This window comes from Nocardia sp. CNS-044 (assembly GCF_059570515.1).
Genome location: NZ_JCANSX010000006.1, coordinates 849,972 through 864,980, shown reverse-complemented (window position 1 = coordinate 864,980; position 15,009 = coordinate 849,972). Strand labels below are relative to the sequence as shown.

Here is a 15,009-nt window from a genome sequence, read left to right as displayed (position 1 = left end):
GTCCGTTTCCGAGTACGCCGGTATGCGATCCCCGCCCGCGGTCCGGCAGCGACGAGGTGTGATTCGGGCGGTGTCCGGGTCACCGATGCGGGACCTCGGGGCGTGTACCTAATACGATCGGGGCGTGACCCAGGTGACCTCCCGCGCGACCGTACCCGGGGCCGTGCCCACCTGGTCGAGCCCCGCGCCGCTTCGGCCGTCGCCCGATTTCGGGCCCGTCGACACCCTGCGCGGCTGGCTGGTCACCGCCTTCCTGACCGCGATCGCGGCGGTGACTCGGTTCACCATGCTGAACTACCCGACCGACGCGGGCACCCCCGTCTTCGACGAGAAGCACTACGCGCCGCAGGCCTGGCAGATGCTGACCGGCGGCGGCGTGGAGGACAACCCCGGCTACGGGCTCGTGGTGCATCCGCCGGTCGGCAAGCAGATGATCGCCCTCGGCGAATTCCTGTTCGGCTACAACGGCTGGGGCTGGCGGTTCACCGCCGCGCTCGCCGGAACCGTGCTGGTCTTGCTCGTCATCCGGATAACGCGCAGGCTCGCCCGATCGACGCTGATCGGCGCCATCGCGGGCATCCTGGTGATCGCCGACGGGCTGCTCTTCGTCTCCTCCCGCATCGGCATGCTCGACATCTTCATGGCGCTGTTCATCACCGCGGCCTTCGGCTGCCTGGTGCTGGACCGGGACGACGTGCGGGCCAGAATGGCGCGGGTCGACCTCGAAGGACGCATCGGCGCGACGCCGTGGGGTCCGCGACTAGGCGTGCGCTGGTGGCGTTTCGGCGCGGGCGTGCTGCTCGGCCTCGCGTGCGGCACCAAGTGGTCCGGCATCTATTTCATCGCCGCGTTCGGCATCCTGAGCGTCTGCTTCGACGTGGCGGCGCGCCGCGCGTACGGGGTCCGCAAGCCTTGGGTGGGCACGGCGCTGCGCGACGTGGGTCCCGCGCTCTACGCGCTGGTGCTGATCCCGCTCGGCGTCTATCTGGCCACCTACTGGGCCTGGTTCGTGAGCGAGACCGGCGTGTACCGGTACGCGGTCGGCAATCAGATCGGATCGGACGGCCCGTGGTCGTTCCTGCCCGAGCCGTTGCGCGCGCTGTGGTTCTACAGCGGCGAATCGCTGCACTTCCACGAGGGACTGACGAATTCCGCGGGCAACCACCACCCGTGGGAGTCCAAGCCGTGGACGTGGCCGATGGGGCTGCGGCCGATGCTGTACTACTACGCCGACACCAATGTCACCGGTTGCGGGCAGGCGCAGTGCGTGAAAGCCGTGATGCTGATCGGCACCCCGGCGATCTGGTGGATCGCCCTTCCGGTGGTCGGCTGGCTGCTGTGGCGCAGTATCGTCCGGCGCGACTGGCGCTACGCCGCGGTGCTGACCGGCTACGGCGCGGCACTGCTGCCCTGGTTCCTGACCCTGGACCGGCAGATGTACTACTTCTACGCGGTGCCGCTCGCGCCCTTCCTGATGATGGGCGTCGCGCTGGCGCTCGGCGACGTCCTGGGACCGGCGCGCTCGTCGCCGCTACCGCGCAGCCCGCTGGGCACCTTCCTTCCCGAGATGCCCAGCGAGCGGCACAGTCTCGGCCTGCTCGCGGTCTGCCTGTATCTGGGCTTGGTGGTCGCGAACTTCATCTGGCTGTGGCCGATCCTGACCGCGCTGCCGATCACGCCCGCCAGCTGGCACGACCATCTCTGGCTGCCCAGCTGGCGTTAGGGCGTACCTCAATACTCGAGCGCGGATTTCACGTAGCGCAGCGCGGTTTCGTCGTCCAGGCCGAGCCGCCGGATGGCCGAGACGTACGCTGTCGCGGCGCGTCCGGCCGCGTCGCGGGTCGGGTCGCCGGAGGACGCGATGAACGAACCCTGCCTGCCTCTGGTCTCCAGCACGCCGTCGGCCTCCAGCTCGCGGTAGGCGCGCGCGACGGTGTTGGGCGCCAGGTTCAGCTGGGCGGCCAACGCTCGCACGGTGGGTATCTTCGTGCCCGCGGTCAGCTCGCCGGAGCGCACCTGCGCGATGACCGCGAGCCGCAGCTGCTCGTACGGCGGGATGGGCGAATCGTGGCTGATCGTGAGTGTGAACATGGGCGGCTCACACGTCGTCCCTGGACAGCGGACAGGACAGACACCGCGGGCCGCCGCGCCCCGAACCCAGCTCCGAGCCGGGGATCGGCAGCACCTCGATGCCCGCGTCCAGCAGCCGAGCGTTGGTCATCTCGTTGCGTTCGTAGGCGATCACGACGCCGGGGGCGACGGCGAGGGTGTTGTTGCCGTCGTCCCACTGTTCGCGTTCGGCGGTGACGCCGTCGAGTCCGGTGTCGATCACCCGCAGCTTGCCGATGCCCATCGCCTCGGCCGCCGCGGGCAGGAACGGATCGGGTCCGCGCATCGTCACCCCGCCGCCGCCCTCGTGGCTCACGTAGTCGTCCTCGCGGTGAATCGTGAACGCGCGCAGCTCGTCTCGGACGGCCGGGTACATCACCACGGCGTCGGTGTCGACCATCGTGCACACCGTGTCCAGGTGCATGGTCGCCCGCGTCTGCGCGATCGGGATGACCAGCACGGTGTGCGCGAGTCCGTCGTCGAACAGGCTGCGCGCCAACGCTTCCGCCCCGGCGGGCGTGGTCCGCTCGCCGACGCCGACGGCGACCACGCCCGGCGCGAGCAGCAGCACGTCGCCGCCTTCGATCGGCGCGGTGTGCGATTCGTAGGCTCGCCGCACCCCGAGGAAGCGCGGGTGGAAGGCGTAGATGAGATCGGTCAGCGAGGTCTCGCGGATCCGGGCGGGCAGGGCGAGCGAGGTGATCGCCACGCGCGGTCCGACCCAGAACGAGGAATCCCTGGTGAACAACAGGTTGGGCAGCGGGTCGATGACGAAGTCGTGGCCGTGGTGCATCCGCCGCACCAGCGAGGCCGCGTCGGGGCCGAACGGCAGTTCGTCGAAGGTCATGCCCGCCATCAGGATCTCGGCCAGCTCCTCGGCGGGCACCCCGCGCAGGTAGGCGGCCAGCTCGTCGGCGAGCACGTGACCGAGCCTGCGCGCGTCGACGGCGGCCGAGATGCCCTGGATGCGCGCCGCGCCGCTGGCCGCGATGGTCTCGGCGAGCAGATCCGCCAGCAGCAGCACCTCGACGCCGCGGTCGCGTAGCACGTCGGCGAAGGTGTCGTGCTCCTGTTGCGCCCGCTCTACCCAGGGGATGCCGTCGAACAGCAGCTGGTCGTTGTTGCGCGGGGTGAGTCTGCGCAGTTCGGCGCCGGGCCGGTGTAGCAACACCGTGCGCAGGGCGCCCACCTCGGAAGTAACCCCGTAACGCGGTTCGCCGGCGCGGTCGGGCCCGCCCCCGCGCCAGTCCTTTGCATCGTCGACGGGCACAGCGTCTGCTCCCATCCTCCGACCGTAGTTCGCGATCGGCGTAACAGGATGGAAATCGGCCTCCCAATGCCGTGGGGTGTCCGAATTCGTCCCGAGCACCTCTAACCTGAAGTATTGTTCAGGTGAATGGAGGAGTGTGATGTCGACAGCCGATTGGCGAGCAAAGGAACTGACCCCCGGGCAGCTGTCCGAGCGTAGCGGCGTGGCCGTGTCCGCGCTGCATTTCTACGAACGCGAAGGGCTCATCTCGAGCCGTCGTACCAGCGGGAATCAGCGCAGATACCACCGCGAGACGCTGCGCAGGGTCGCGTTCATCCGCATCTCGCAACGGGTCGGCATACCGCTCAGCGAGATCCGCGAGGCGCTGGACAAACTGCCCGAGAGCCGCACCCCGACCCGGCGCGACTGGGAGACCCTGTCCACCGCGTGGCGGGAGGATCTCGACGACCGCATCAGTCAGCTGATCCGGCTGCGCGACAACCTCACCGGCTGTATCGGTTGCGGCTGCCTCTCGCTCGGCAGCTGCAAACTCGTCAACGAGCGCGACCGGCTCGGCGAGGAAGGTCCCGGCGCCAGGGTGCTCGACACGCACCTCAACTGCCCGACGAAGCCAGCAGCCTGTTGAACTGGGCGCTGGCCCGGCGGATCACGAACTCGTACGGGAACGCGAACTTGCGCGCCCACCAGTAGCCGAAGCGGATGTCGAACGAGCTGTAGATCAGGAACCGGTTTCGTTCGACACCGCGCAGGATCGCCGCGGCCACCCGCTCGGGCGGCACGGCGTGCTTGGTGAACGCCTTGGTCATCCTGCGCACCCTTGGATCGTCCCGGTCCACCCCGACCAGCTCGACGGTGTGCACGAGCGGGGTGTTCACCGCGCCCGGCGCCACCAGGTGCACCGAGATGCCGTGCCGTGCGAGGTCGAAGCGCAGCACCTCGGAGACGCCGCGGATACCGAACTTGCCCGCGCTGTAGGCGGCGTGCCAGGGCAGCGCGAGCAGCCCGGCCGCCGAGGACACGTTCACCAGCGCGCCGCCGCGGCCCGCGCGCACCATGGCGGGCACGAAGCTCTCGATGACGTGGATCGGCCCCATCAGATTGATGTCCACCATGCGCTTCCAGTGCCGGTGCTCGAGGTTCTCCACGGTGCCCCACGCCGACGTGCCCGCCACGTTCATCACCACGTCCATGCTGCCGTGGGTGTCGTGGACGTCCGCGGCGAAGGCGGCCACGACGTCGTAGTCGGTGATGTCGAAGGGCCGCGAGTCGAGCACGGTCCCGCCCGCGCGCCGGATCTCCTCGACCGTGGCGCTCAGTCCCTCGGCATTGATGTCGGTGAGCACCAGCTCGGCGCCCTGCTCGGCGGCCGCGATCGCTGTCGCCTTGCCGATGCCGCTCGCCGCGCCCGTCACCAAGACCTTCGCGCCGCGTACCGTCTTGCGGCGTCCTCGCCCCACTGTTCGCACTTCGGATCCCATCTCGCTAGCCCGACTCGGCCCATGCAGGCTACTTCGCCCGCCGCGCAGGCTACGGCAGCTTGCCGATTCCAGGGATGGGGTGTGTCACACTGCGACGGGCTCGGGCGGGGTCCATGATCGGTGTATGACCACTGTGGAAAGCAAGGCCAAAGAACTGCTCGCGCTGCACCGTCCGGGCGACCCGGTCGTCCTGCCCACCGTGTGGGACGCGTGGTCGGCGAATCTCGCTGTCGCCGCGGGCTTTTCGGCCCTCACGCTGGGCAGCCACCCGGTCGCGGACTCGATCGGGCGCAGCGACAACGAGGGCATGACCTTCACCGAACTGCTCACCAGGGTCCGCCAGATCACCGACGCGGTCGACGTGCCGGTCTCCGTCGACATCGAGGCCGGATACGGCCTCGAGCCCGCCCAGCTGATCGAGGGACTGCTCGACGCGGGCGCGGTCGGCCTGAACATCGAGGACACCGTGCACAGCGAGAACGGACGCCTGCGTGGCGACCAAGAGCACGCCGACTTCGTGCACGGGCTACGGGAATTCGCCGACGCCGCCGGGGTGCACGTCGTGGTCAACGCCCGCACCGACCTGTTCATCAAGCAGGTCGGCGACGAGTCCGATCGTCTGGACCGCGCCATCGCCCGGCTGACGCTGGCCGCCGCCGCGGGCGCCGACGTGCTGTACCCGGTCGGCAGGCACTCCGACGCCGACATGCGCCGCCTGACCTCGGAACTGCCGCGGCCCGTCAACGCGATCGGCCTGCCGGACAAGTCGGATCGCGCGGAACTCGCCGCGCAAGGCGTGGCCAGGATCAGCTTCGGACCCTACCTCCAGTTCGCGCTGGCGACCGAGGCCAACCGGCTGCTCGAGCGGTGGAAGTAGAGCCCGCGCGGCACGAAAAACGCGGAACGGCACGGTGATTCCTCCGGGAATCGCCGTGCCGTTCCGGTTTCGTCAGTCCTTCTTCTCCAGGTAGCGCGGGTACACCGGCTCCGGCGCGGGCAGCGCGACACCCGGCGTGAGCGGAGTCGCGATGTCGGCGAAGGTGCGGCCCTGCTGGGCGAGCAGGTCGAGGATCTTGGCCGACGACCCGGGCAGCACCGGCTGCACCAGGATCGCGACGATGCGGACCACCTCGAGCGTCACGTACAGCACCGTCGCCATGCGGGCGAGGTCCTCTTCGGTGCCCGACTTGCGCAGCGCCCACGGCGCCTGGGCCGAGAAGTACTTGTTGGTCTCGCCGAGCGTCAGCCAGATCGCCTCGAGCGCGAGATGCATCTGCTGGGCGTCGAATTCGGCGCGGCAGCGTTCCAGCAGACCGTTCGCGCGGTCGAGCAGTTCGCGGTCCTCCGCGGTGAACTCGCCCGGCGTCGGCACGGCCGCGTCGCAGTTCTTGTTCACCATCGTCAGGCTGCGCTGCACCAGGTTGCCGAACTCGTTGGCCAGGTCGCTGTTGATCCGGCCGACGATGGCGTCGTGGCTGTAGCTGCCGTCCTGGCCGTAGGAGATCTCGCGCAGCAGGAAGAACCGCACCGCGTCGACGCCGTATTCGTCGACGAGCTCGAGCGGGTCGACGACGTTGCCGACCGACTTCGACATCTTCTCGCCCTTGTTGTACAGGAAGCCGTGCACGAACACGCGTTTCGGCAGCTCGACCCCGGCCGACATGAGGAACGCGGGCCAGTACACCGTGTGGAAACGGGTGATGTCCTTGCCGATGATGTGCACGTCGGCGGGCCAGAACTTCTGGAAGGCAGCGGATTCGGTGTCCGGGAAGCCGACGCCGGTGATGTAGTTGGTGAGCGCGTCCACCCAGACGTACATCACGTGGTCGGGGTGGCCGGGCACCGGCACGCCCCAGTCGAAGGTGGTGCGCGAGATGGACAGGTCCTTCAGGCCCGCCTTCACGTAGCTGACGATCTCGTTGCGACGCGTTGCGGGCGCGATGAATTCGGGATGCTCCTCGTAGAGCGCGAGCAGCCGGTCCTGGTACTTCGACAGCCGGAAGAAGTAGTTGGACTCCTCGGTCCACTCCACCGGCGTCTTGGTGTCGGTGGAGACGCGGCTGCCGTCGTCGAGCAGCGTCGTCTCCTCCTCGGTGTAGAAGGCCTCGTCGCGCACCGAGTACCAGCCCGAGTAGTTGTCCAGGTAGATGTCGCCGTTGGCGAGCATCCGTTCCCAGATCGCGATGCTGGCCGTCTGGTGGTCGGCGTCGGTGGTGCGGATGAACCGGTCGTAGGAGACGTCGAGCGTCTTGTCGAGCTGCTCGAAGACGTCGGAGTTGCGCGCCGCGAGCTCTTCCACCGGAATGCCCTCGGCGGCCGCGGCCTGCTGCATCTTCTGGCCGTGCTCGTCGGTGCCGGTCATGAAGAACACGTCGTAGCCGTCGAGTCGCTTGAATCGGGCGATGGCGTCCGCCGAGATGTACTCGTAGGCATGCCCGATGTGCGGCGCACCGTTCGGGTAGGCGATGGCCGTTGTGATGTAGAAGGCGGGGCGTTCAGCTGCGCTCATGGTGTGTCTACTGTAATGCGCGTGCTTTCCGTCGCCCACGTGAATATCCCCGCAGGACCCGGTCGTCGCCCGGCGGCGATCCCGGGTGGAAGCGAATGCCGATGAGCGAGCGTCGGCGAGCGAACCATCGACACAGCGCCCCGCAGCGCACGACGCAGCCGAGCGCTGGCGAGGCGGAGTCGTGAGCAGCAAGCGCCCCGCGCCCGATCTGCCCGAGCCGCTCGCGCCGCTGGTGGACGCGCATACCCATCTGGATGCCTGCGGCGCCACCGACGCCGAGTCCACCGCCGCCATCGTGGACCGCGCCGAATCGGTGGGCGTCGGCAAGGTGGTCACGGTCGCCGACGATCTCGCCGCCGCGCAGTGGGCGGCGCGGGCCGCGCACTGGGACTCGCGCGTCTACGCCGCGATCGCGCTGCACCCCACCAGGGCCAACGCGCTGGACGACGCGGCGAAGGCCGAGTTGGAGCGGCTGGCGGTCGACCCGAGAGTCGTCGCCATCGGCGAGACGGGTCTGGACTACTACTGGCCGGGCAAGCTCGACGGTTGCGCCGACATCGAGACCCAGGTCGAGGGGTTCCGCTGGCACATCGAGCTGGCCAAGCGGGTGCGCAAGCCGCTGATGATCCACAACCGCGAGGCCGATCACGACCTGCTGACCGTCCTGCTGGACGAGGGCGCGCCGTCGACGGTGATCTTCCACTGCTTCTCCTCGGACGCCAACATGGCGCTGTCCTGCGTCGCCGAGGGCTATGTGCTGAGTTTCTCCGGGACGGTCAGCTTCAAGAACGCCCACGAGCTGCGCGAGGCAGCGAAGGTGGTGCCGGATGAGCAGATTCTGGTGGAGACCGACGCGCCGTATCTGACGCCGCACCCGTTCCGTGGCGCGCCGAACGAGTCGTACTGCCTGCCCTACACGGTGCGTGCGCTCGCCGAACTGCGCGAACAGGATCCGCGCGAACTGGCCGAGATCACCACCGCGAACGCACGGCGCGTCTACGGAATCTGAAGGCGAGTGCGCGTACCCGCGTAAGGGGACTGGAAACCCGTTGTGTGGCTCAGGTCACTTCGTGTCTCGAGGCTGTTATCTACCTGCGGCGTCGATATCTCCCCGTGATCTGAGCTTCTCCAGCTCGCCCAGATGCGGTTGTCGGGGCAAGGTCGCTTCGTTATCGTACTGTGACCATGTCGCCCTTCACGAGGATCAACCAGTCGCGGTCGCCACTGCTGTACGCGGCCGTCGCGGCGCTGCTGCTGACGCTGATCGTCGGCGCCTCGCTGGCGATCGTGAACCGCAAGACGGTGACGGTGGTCGTGGACGGCGAACGGTCCATTCTGAGCACCATGTCCCGCAACGTCGACGGCGTGCTGCGGGCGGCCGGGTTCGACCTGACCGAACGTGATCTGGTCCGCCCGGGCCGCGGCTCCACGGTGACCGATGGCGCGACGATCGTGCTGAACCGGGCGCGTCAGGTGGCGCTGACCGTGGACGGCAGGGCCGAGACGGTGTGGACCACCGGCCTCACCGCGGGCGAGGCGCTCGCCCAGCTGAACCTCCCCGCCGACACCTACGTCTGGCCCGCCCGCGACGAGCGGCTGCCGCTGGACGGCGCGGCGCTGCGCATCTCCAGCCCGCGCTCGGTGTCGCTGCTCGACGGCATCGGCAACGCGGTCGACGTGCGGCTCGCCGCGCCGACCGTCGGCGAATTCCTCTCCGTCGCTGGCATCCCGCTGATCGAGCAGGACACCGTCGAGCCCGCGCCGAGCACTCCGCTGACCGACGGCCTGCGAATCGTGGTGACCCGCAAGCGCGTCGAGCACCACACCGAGACGCTGCCGCTGGATCCGCCGGAGAACGTCATCGAAGACCCCGAGATGAACATGAGCCGCACCGTCGTCGAGAACCCCGGTGTGCCGGGCGTGCACGACGTGACCTTCGCGGTGACCAGGGTCAACGGCGAGGAAGTCGAGCGCAAGCAGGTCGAGTCGGTGGTCTCCGTGCCCGCCCAGCCCAAGACCGTGCGCAAGGGGACCAAGCCGGGCACCGAGGTGCCGCCGGTGCGCGACGGTCAGATCTGGGACGCGCTCGCGCGCTGCGAGTCCAACGGCAACTGGGCCATCAACACCGGCAACGGCTACTACGGCGGCATCCAGTTCGACCAGAGCACCTGGGAGCGGCAGGGCGGCCTGCGCTACGCGCCGCGCGCCGACCTGGCCACCCGTGAGGAGCAGATCGCCATCGCCGAGGTGACCAGGGCCCGGCAGGGCTGGGGCGCCTGGCCCGCGTGCACCAGCAGGCTCGGGCTCGGCTGACTTTCGGATCGTCGCGCGGCCGGGTGGGTCCGGTGGGCGTGGCGGATTGGTAGGTTCTTCGCGTGTCCGATGCCGATGTTTCCGCCAGGGGGAGTGCCGCGCTGCTCGGGCCCGCCGAGGTGCGGGTCCTCGCCGAGCGGTTCGGTGTGCGGCCGACCAAGCAGCTCGGGCAGAACTTCGTCCACGACGCCAACACCGTGCGCCGGATCGTCGCGGCGGCGCGGGTCGGTCGCGCCGACACCGTGCTCGAGGTGGGACCCGGCCTCGGCTCGCTGACGCTCGCCCTGCTGGACGTGGTGGACTCGGTGATCGCGGTCGAGATCGATCCGGTGCTCGCCGAGCACCTCCCGGTGACGGTCGCCGACCGTGCGCCGGACCTGGCCGACCGGCTGCGCGTGGTACGTGCCGACGCGCTGCGGGTCGCCGCCGCCGACCTGCCCGCCGCCCCGACGGCACTGGTCGCCAACCTGCCGTACAACGTCGCGGTGCCGGTGCTGCTCCACCTGCTCGCCGAATTGCCCAGCATCACAACCTCTTTGGTGATGGTGCAGGCGGAGGTCGCCGACCGTCTGGCCGCCGAGCCCGGCAGCCGCGTCTACGGCGTGCCCAGTGTGAAGGCCGGTTTCTTCGGCAAGGTGAGCCGCGCGGGCGCGGTCGGCACCCAGGTGTTCTGGCCGGTGCCGCGCGTGGAATCGGGGTTGGTGCGCGTGCAGCGCTTCGCCGAGCCCCCGTGGTCCATGGACGACGAACACCGCCGCCGCGTCTTCGAGGTCGTCGACGCCGCCTTCGCCCAGCGCCGGAAGACGCTGCGCGCCGCGCTGTCCGGCTGGGCGGGATCACCCGCCGAGGCCGAGCGCCGACTGACCGCGGCGGGCATCGATCCGACCGCGCGCGGGGAGACCTTGGATACCGCGGCCTTCGTCCGGCTCGCCGCGCAGGCGTAGCGTCGCCGCACCAGGAGCTGGCGGCCCGTTGCACCAGGGCATGCGCCGACTCCGCTCGCGCACGGAACTCTGGACACCGCGGCCTCGCTCGCCCCGCCGGGCTAGCGGCCGCCGTCACGCACAGGTAGTGCGACTGCACCGTCGTGGCGCACGCCGAGTCGGTTCGTGTAGCTCGGTTCGGCCAGCGTGCGGCACTAGCGGTGATGGCCGCCCGAATGGTCCGGCTGGGAAACCGCTACGAACTCGCGGGTGAACTCGGCCGTGTGCACCGAACCGCCGTGGGCGAACTCGAAATACAACCGGTAGGCCCCCGGCATCGGCGGCTCGGCGTGGAACGACACCTCCGGTCCCGGATTCGTCCGGCCGACCTCACCCTGTGGGTGCGCGTGCAGATAGGCGAGCGATGGTGAGTGCAGGCCGACCAGGTGCGCGTAGGCGCCGAGGTACGGCTCGAGATCGGTGACGGGGCGGCCGTCGCGGGTCACGGTGAAACGCAGGTCGTCGGAATCGCCCTGCAAGCGGACCTGGTAACCGTCCACCGACGCGGTCTCGGCGGCGGGCGGCAGCGGCCGGGCGGTCACGTCTCCGGCGACCGTGACGGTGCCGCTCAGCACCAGGTCGTCCGATCCGTCGCCCGGCGCGAAGTCGGCGAACACTCGATAGGTACCGGGCGCGGCCCAGGTCCAGTCGACGGACCAGGTGCCGTCGGCCGCCATCGTCGGGTGCGCGTGCCGGTACTCGGCCGTGTCCGTGCGGGCGACGACGAGATGCAACGGCTTCTCGTGCCGGATGGCGAACCGGGTGACCGGCGCGCCGTCCGGACCGGTGATGCGAAAGCGCAGGGGACCGGCGCGGTTCGGCGAGGTGGGCGCGCTCAGGTCGGCCAGGACATAGCCGGACTCGGAGTCCGACAACCCGGTCGACCGGTGTTGTGCGGTGTCGAGGACCCGGGTCTGCCCGCCCGGATCGCCCACCAGGGCGCCGATGCCGAGCGCGGCTCCGAGCAGCACGACGAGCCCGCCACCGAACGCGGCGAACCGCAGCCGATCCCGCATCAGACAGCTACCTCGTACCCCGCCTCGTCGACGGCGGCGACGACGTCGGCCTCGGCGAGCGGCGCGGCGCTGTCCACCCGAACGGCCCCGGTCGCCAGGTCGACGTCGACGCTGGTGACGCCGTCGATCTTGCCGATCTCCGTCTTCACCGAGCTGACGCAGTGCCCGCAGGTCATTCCCTTGACGGTGTAAGTGGTGGTAGCCATCTCCAACTCCTTCGGTCGCTGCGATCGTACGGTGCCGGGGTATCCGACGAATGTGAACATACCCCCCAAGGGTATATGGACGCAAGTGGCCAACGGCGCGGCGCCGTGGTAATCGCACGCAGCGCTGTTGTGACCGAACGGATCACAGCGGGTGAATGGCGGATATCGAGCCCCGCGGTTGTCGGACCCACCCACTAGGCTTGAACACCGTGTTGTCAGTTGTGCCCAGTCCCGTCACCGTGCGCGCGCCGTCGAAGGTGAATCTGCACCTCGGCGTCGGCGACCTGCGCGCGGACGGGTACCACGACCTGACCACGGTCTTCCAGGCGCTCTCGCTCAGCGACGACATCGAGCTGGCGCCCTCGGCCGCGCTGACCGTCCGGGTGACCGGCGAGGGCGCGGCCGAGGTGCCCACCGATCGCAACAACTTGGTGTGGAAGGCCGCCGTGCGCCTCGCGCATCTCGCGGGCCGGGCGCCGCTGGTGGAAATCACCATCAGCAAGGGCATTCCGGTCGCGGGCGGCATGGCGGGCGGCAGCGCGGACGCGGCCGCCGCGCTGGTCGGCCTGAACGAGCTCTGGGACATCGGCCTGTCCCGCGACGAATTGGCCTCGGTCGCAGCGGAACTCGGCAGCGACGTCCCTTTCGCGCTGCACGGCGGCACCGCGCTCGGCACCGGTCGCGGCGAACGGCTACTTCCTGTGTTGTCCCGCAATACGTTTCACTGGGTGCTCGCGCTCGCCAAGGGCGGGCTTTCGACGCCCTCGGTCTTCGCCGAGCTGGACCGGCTCCGCGAGCACGGCGACCCGCCGCGGCTCGGCGAGCCCCAGCGGCTGATGCAGGCGCTGGCCTCCGGCGACCCGCATCAGCTCGCCCCGCTGCTCGGCAACGACTTACAGGCGGCCGCGGTCTCGCTGAAGCCGGAGCTGCGGCGAACCTTGCGCGCGGGAGTCGGCGCGGGCGCGCTGGCCGGGTTGGTGTCCGGCTCCGGGCCCACCTGCGCGTTCCTCTGCGAGAGCGAAGACGCGGCCGTCGCGGTCGCCGCTGAGCTGGCCGGGGCGGGCGTCGCCCGCAGTGTTCGCACGGCGAGCGGACCGGTGCCCGGCGCGCGCATCCTCGACACCGACACCTCGGGCAAGCGCTGATCGCATCGCCGCCGACGCGCGCGCGGGCGCGCGACGCCGGGTGAGTAGGCTCGTACGGTCGGTAAATCACCCGGAGAGGCGGGCTAGCAGCGTCCATGTCCAACCTGATCAACCTCGAGCAGGTCTCCAAGAGCTTCGGGATCAAGCCCCTCCTGGACAACGTCTCGCTCGGCGTGCACGCGGGCGAACGCATCGGTGTCGTCGGTCTGAACGGCGGCGGCAAGACCACGTTGCTCGAGGTGCTCACCGGCATCGAGGAGCCCGACAGCGGCCGGGTCAGCAGGCTCGGCGGGTTGCGCCTCGCCGTGGTGACCCAGCGCGGCACGCTGCCCGAGGGCGCGACCATCGGCGAAGTGGTGCTCGCCGGTCTGGCCGACGACCAGATGACCGACGGCGTCGCCGAACACGAATGGGCGGCGAACCCGCGGATCCGCTCCGTCCTGGACGGCATCGGCATCCAGGGCCTCGGCATGGACACCCCGGTGACGAACCTGTCCGGCGGTGAGCGCCGCCGCGTCGCGCTGGCCGCGGCGCTGGTGCGCGAGCTCGACCTGCTCGTCCTCGACGAGCCGACCAACCACCTCGACGTCGAGGGCGTGCAGTGGCTGGCCGAGCACCTGCTGAGCCGCCGCTCCGCCCTGGTCGTCGTCACCCACGACCGCTGGTTCCTCGACACCGTCGCCACCAACACCTGGGAGGTCGTCGGCGGCAAGGTCGAGAGCTACGAGGGTGGTTACGGCGACTGGATTTTCGCGCGCGCGGAACGGGCGCGGCAGGCCGACGCCAGCGAGGCGCGGCGACGCAATCTGGCCCGCAAGGAACTGGCCTGGCTGCGGCGCGGCCCGCAGGCGCGCACGTCCAAGCCGCGCTACCGGGTGGAGGCCGCCGAGGCGCTGATCGCCGACGTGCCGCCGCCGCGCGACAGCGTGTCGCTGGCCGCGTTCGCCAGGAAGCGGCTGGGACGGGTCGTCATCGAGCTGGAGGACACCACCCTCACCACGCCGGACAACCGCGAACTCGTGCGCGATCTGACCTGGCGCCTCGCGCCGGGCGAGCGGGTCGGCCTGGTCGGCGTCAACGGATCGGGCAAGACCACCCTGCTGCGCGCGCTGGCGGGTGACGTCGAGCCCGCGGCGGGCAAGCGCGTCCAGGGCCAGACGGTGCAGATCGGCTGGCTGCGCCAGGAACTCGACGACCTGCCGACCGAAATGCGCGTGCTCGAAGCGGTGCAGCAGGTCGCGCAGCGAATCATGCTGGGCGACAAGGAGATATCCGCCGGGCAGCTGGCCGAGCGGCTCGGTTTCACCCCGGCCCGCCAGCGCACCCCGGTCGGCGATCTCTCCGGCGGCGAGCGGCGCAGGCTGCAACTCACCCGCATTCTGATGTCCGAGCCCAACGTCCTGTTGCTCGACGAGCCGACCAACGACCTGGACATCGACACCCTGCAACAGCTCGAGGACCTGCTCGACAACTGGGCGGGCACCCTGGTGGTCATCAGCCACGACCGCTACCTGATCGAACGCATCTGCGACTCCACCTGGGCGCTGTTCGGCGACGGAAAACTCACCAACCTGCCGGGCGGTATCGAGGAATACCTGAAGAAGCGAGCCGCGCTGAGCGCACCCGCGCCCGCCCGCGCGTCCGCCGACAAGCCCGCCGCCGCGGCCACCGATTCCGCGGCCTACCGTGCGGCGCGCAAGGAACTCGCCAAGCTCGAGCGTGCCATCGACAAGCTGAGCGAGCGCGAGGAGCGCCTGCACGCCGCCCTCGCCGACGCGGCCACCGAACCGGACAAGCTCGTCACCCTCGGCGCCGAACTCAAGCAAGTCCTCGCCGACAAGGAAACCGCCGAGGAGCGCTGGCTCGAACTCGCCGAAGGCGTCTGACCGCCGCGGCTGTCCCACACACCGTTCGCGCGCCTCACATAGTCGATGCCTATGTGAGGCGTGTGCGAGATGTGTGGCACCTGAGCCGCGCGGC

Annotated in this window: 14 protein-coding genes; 8 read left to right on the top strand and 6 right to left on the bottom strand. The window is 69.9% G+C overall.

The features are described 5' to 3' along the window. Nucleotides 1-124 precede the first annotated feature (124 nt). Nucleotides 125-1,723 (top strand): dolichyl-phosphate-mannose--protein mannosyltransferase, encoded by a 1,599-nt coding sequence (locus T333_RS12705; protein WP_496424538.1) that lies wholly within the window; start codon nt 125-127, stop codon nt 1,721-1,723. A gap of 8 nt (nt 1,724-1,731) precedes the next feature. On the opposite strand, the gene T333_RS12700 is transcribed toward T333_RS12705, so the two are convergent. Both T333_RS12700 and arcA read right to left on the bottom strand, forming a co-directional pair. Then, nucleotides 1,732-2,091 (bottom strand): GntR family transcriptional regulator, encoded by a 360-nt coding sequence (locus T333_RS12700; protein ID WP_355002060.1) that lies wholly within the window; start codon nt 2,089-2,091, stop codon nt 1,732-1,734. A gap of 7 nt (nt 2,092-2,098) precedes the next feature. Further along, nucleotides 2,099-3,394: an arginine deiminase gene (gene arcA / locus T333_RS12695; RefSeq protein WP_496424537.1), complete on the bottom strand. Its 1,296-nt coding sequence runs from the start codon at nt 3,392-3,394 to the stop codon at nt 2,099-2,101. Between the two features lie 124 nt (nt 3,395-3,518). Here arcA and soxR point away from each other — a divergent pair, with 124 nt between their 5' ends. Beyond that, nucleotides 3,519-4,004 (top strand): redox-sensitive transcriptional activator SoxR, encoded by a 486-nt coding sequence (gene soxR / locus T333_RS12690; RefSeq protein WP_067784413.1) that lies wholly within the window; start codon nt 3,519-3,521, stop codon nt 4,002-4,004. Here the strand turns inward: soxR and T333_RS12685 are convergent. Further along, nucleotides 3,973-4,845 carry an SDR family oxidoreductase gene (locus tag T333_RS12685; protein WP_496424536.1) on the bottom strand — a complete coding sequence of 291 codons (873 nt, stop codon included), beginning with the start codon at nt 4,843-4,845 and terminating at the stop codon, nt 3,973-3,975. The two genes, soxR and T333_RS12685, sit on opposite strands and share 32 nt — an antisense overlap. Nucleotides 4,846-4,981: 136 nt before the next feature. Here T333_RS12685 and T333_RS12680 point away from each other — a divergent pair, with 136 nt between their 5' ends. Beyond that, nucleotides 4,982-5,734 carry an isocitrate lyase/PEP mutase family protein gene (locus T333_RS12680; protein ID WP_355002057.1) on the top strand — a complete coding sequence of 251 codons (753 nt, stop codon included), beginning with the start codon at nt 4,982-4,984 and terminating at the stop codon, nt 5,732-5,734. A gap of 72 nt (nt 5,735-5,806) precedes the next feature. On the opposite strand, the gene metG is transcribed toward T333_RS12680, so the two are convergent. Beyond that, complete coding sequence (gene metG / locus T333_RS12675) at nt 5,807-7,405, bottom strand: methionine--tRNA ligase (protein WP_496424535.1); 1,599 nt, start codon at nt 7,403-7,405, stop codon at nt 5,807-5,809. 142 nt (nt 7,406-7,547) lie between these two features. Here metG and T333_RS12670 point away from each other — a divergent pair, with 142 nt between their 5' ends. From T333_RS12670 to rsmA, 3 genes are all read left to right on the top strand, one after another. Beyond that, nucleotides 7,548-8,375, top strand: coding sequence for a TatD family hydrolase (locus T333_RS12670; protein WP_496424534.1), 828 nt, complete (start codon nt 7,548-7,550; stop codon nt 8,373-8,375). Between the two features lie 176 nt (nt 8,376-8,551). Continuing rightward, entirely contained in the window at nt 8,552-9,679 is a 1,128-nt protein-coding gene (locus T333_RS12665) for a resuscitation-promoting factor (RefSeq protein ID WP_355002054.1), read from the top strand. Nucleotides 9,680-9,741: 62 nt separating this feature from the next. Further along, nucleotides 9,742-10,623 carry a 16S rRNA (adenine(1518)-N(6)/adenine(1519)-N(6))-dimethyltransferase RsmA gene (gene rsmA, locus T333_RS12660; protein WP_496424533.1) on the top strand — a complete coding sequence of 294 codons (882 nt, stop codon included), beginning with the start codon at nt 9,742-9,744 and terminating at the stop codon, nt 10,621-10,623. A gap of 194 nt (nt 10,624-10,817) precedes the next feature. Here rsmA and T333_RS12655 read toward each other — a convergent pair whose 3' ends face one another. Beyond that, on the bottom strand, nt 10,818-11,678 hold the full coding sequence (locus T333_RS12655; protein ID WP_496424532.1) for a DUF8832 domain-containing protein: 861 nt from the start codon (nt 11,676-11,678) through the stop codon (nt 10,818-10,820). Beyond that, the gene (locus T333_RS12650) at nt 11,678-11,884 is read right to left on the bottom strand and encodes a heavy-metal-associated domain-containing protein (protein WP_067784434.1); all 207 of its coding nucleotides are present in this window, start codon (nt 11,882-11,884) and stop codon (nt 11,678-11,680) included. Before T333_RS12650 ends, T333_RS12655 begins: the two co-directional genes overlap by 1 nt. 209 nt (nt 11,885-12,093) lie before the next feature. Between T333_RS12650 and T333_RS12645 the strand changes: the two genes are divergently transcribed. After that, the gene (locus tag T333_RS12645; protein ID WP_355002051.1) at nt 12,094-13,029 is read left to right on the top strand and encodes a 4-(cytidine 5'-diphospho)-2-C-methyl-D-erythritol kinase; all 936 of its coding nucleotides are present in this window, start codon (nt 12,094-12,096) and stop codon (nt 13,027-13,029) included. A 95-nt stretch (nt 13,030-13,124) separates the two neighbouring features. Continuing rightward, nucleotides 13,125-14,915 (top strand): ABC-F family ATP-binding cassette domain-containing protein, encoded by a 1,791-nt coding sequence (locus tag T333_RS12640; protein ID WP_357250264.1) that lies wholly within the window; start codon nt 13,125-13,127, stop codon nt 14,913-14,915. The last annotated feature ends 94 nt before the right edge of the window (nt 14,916-15,009 follow it).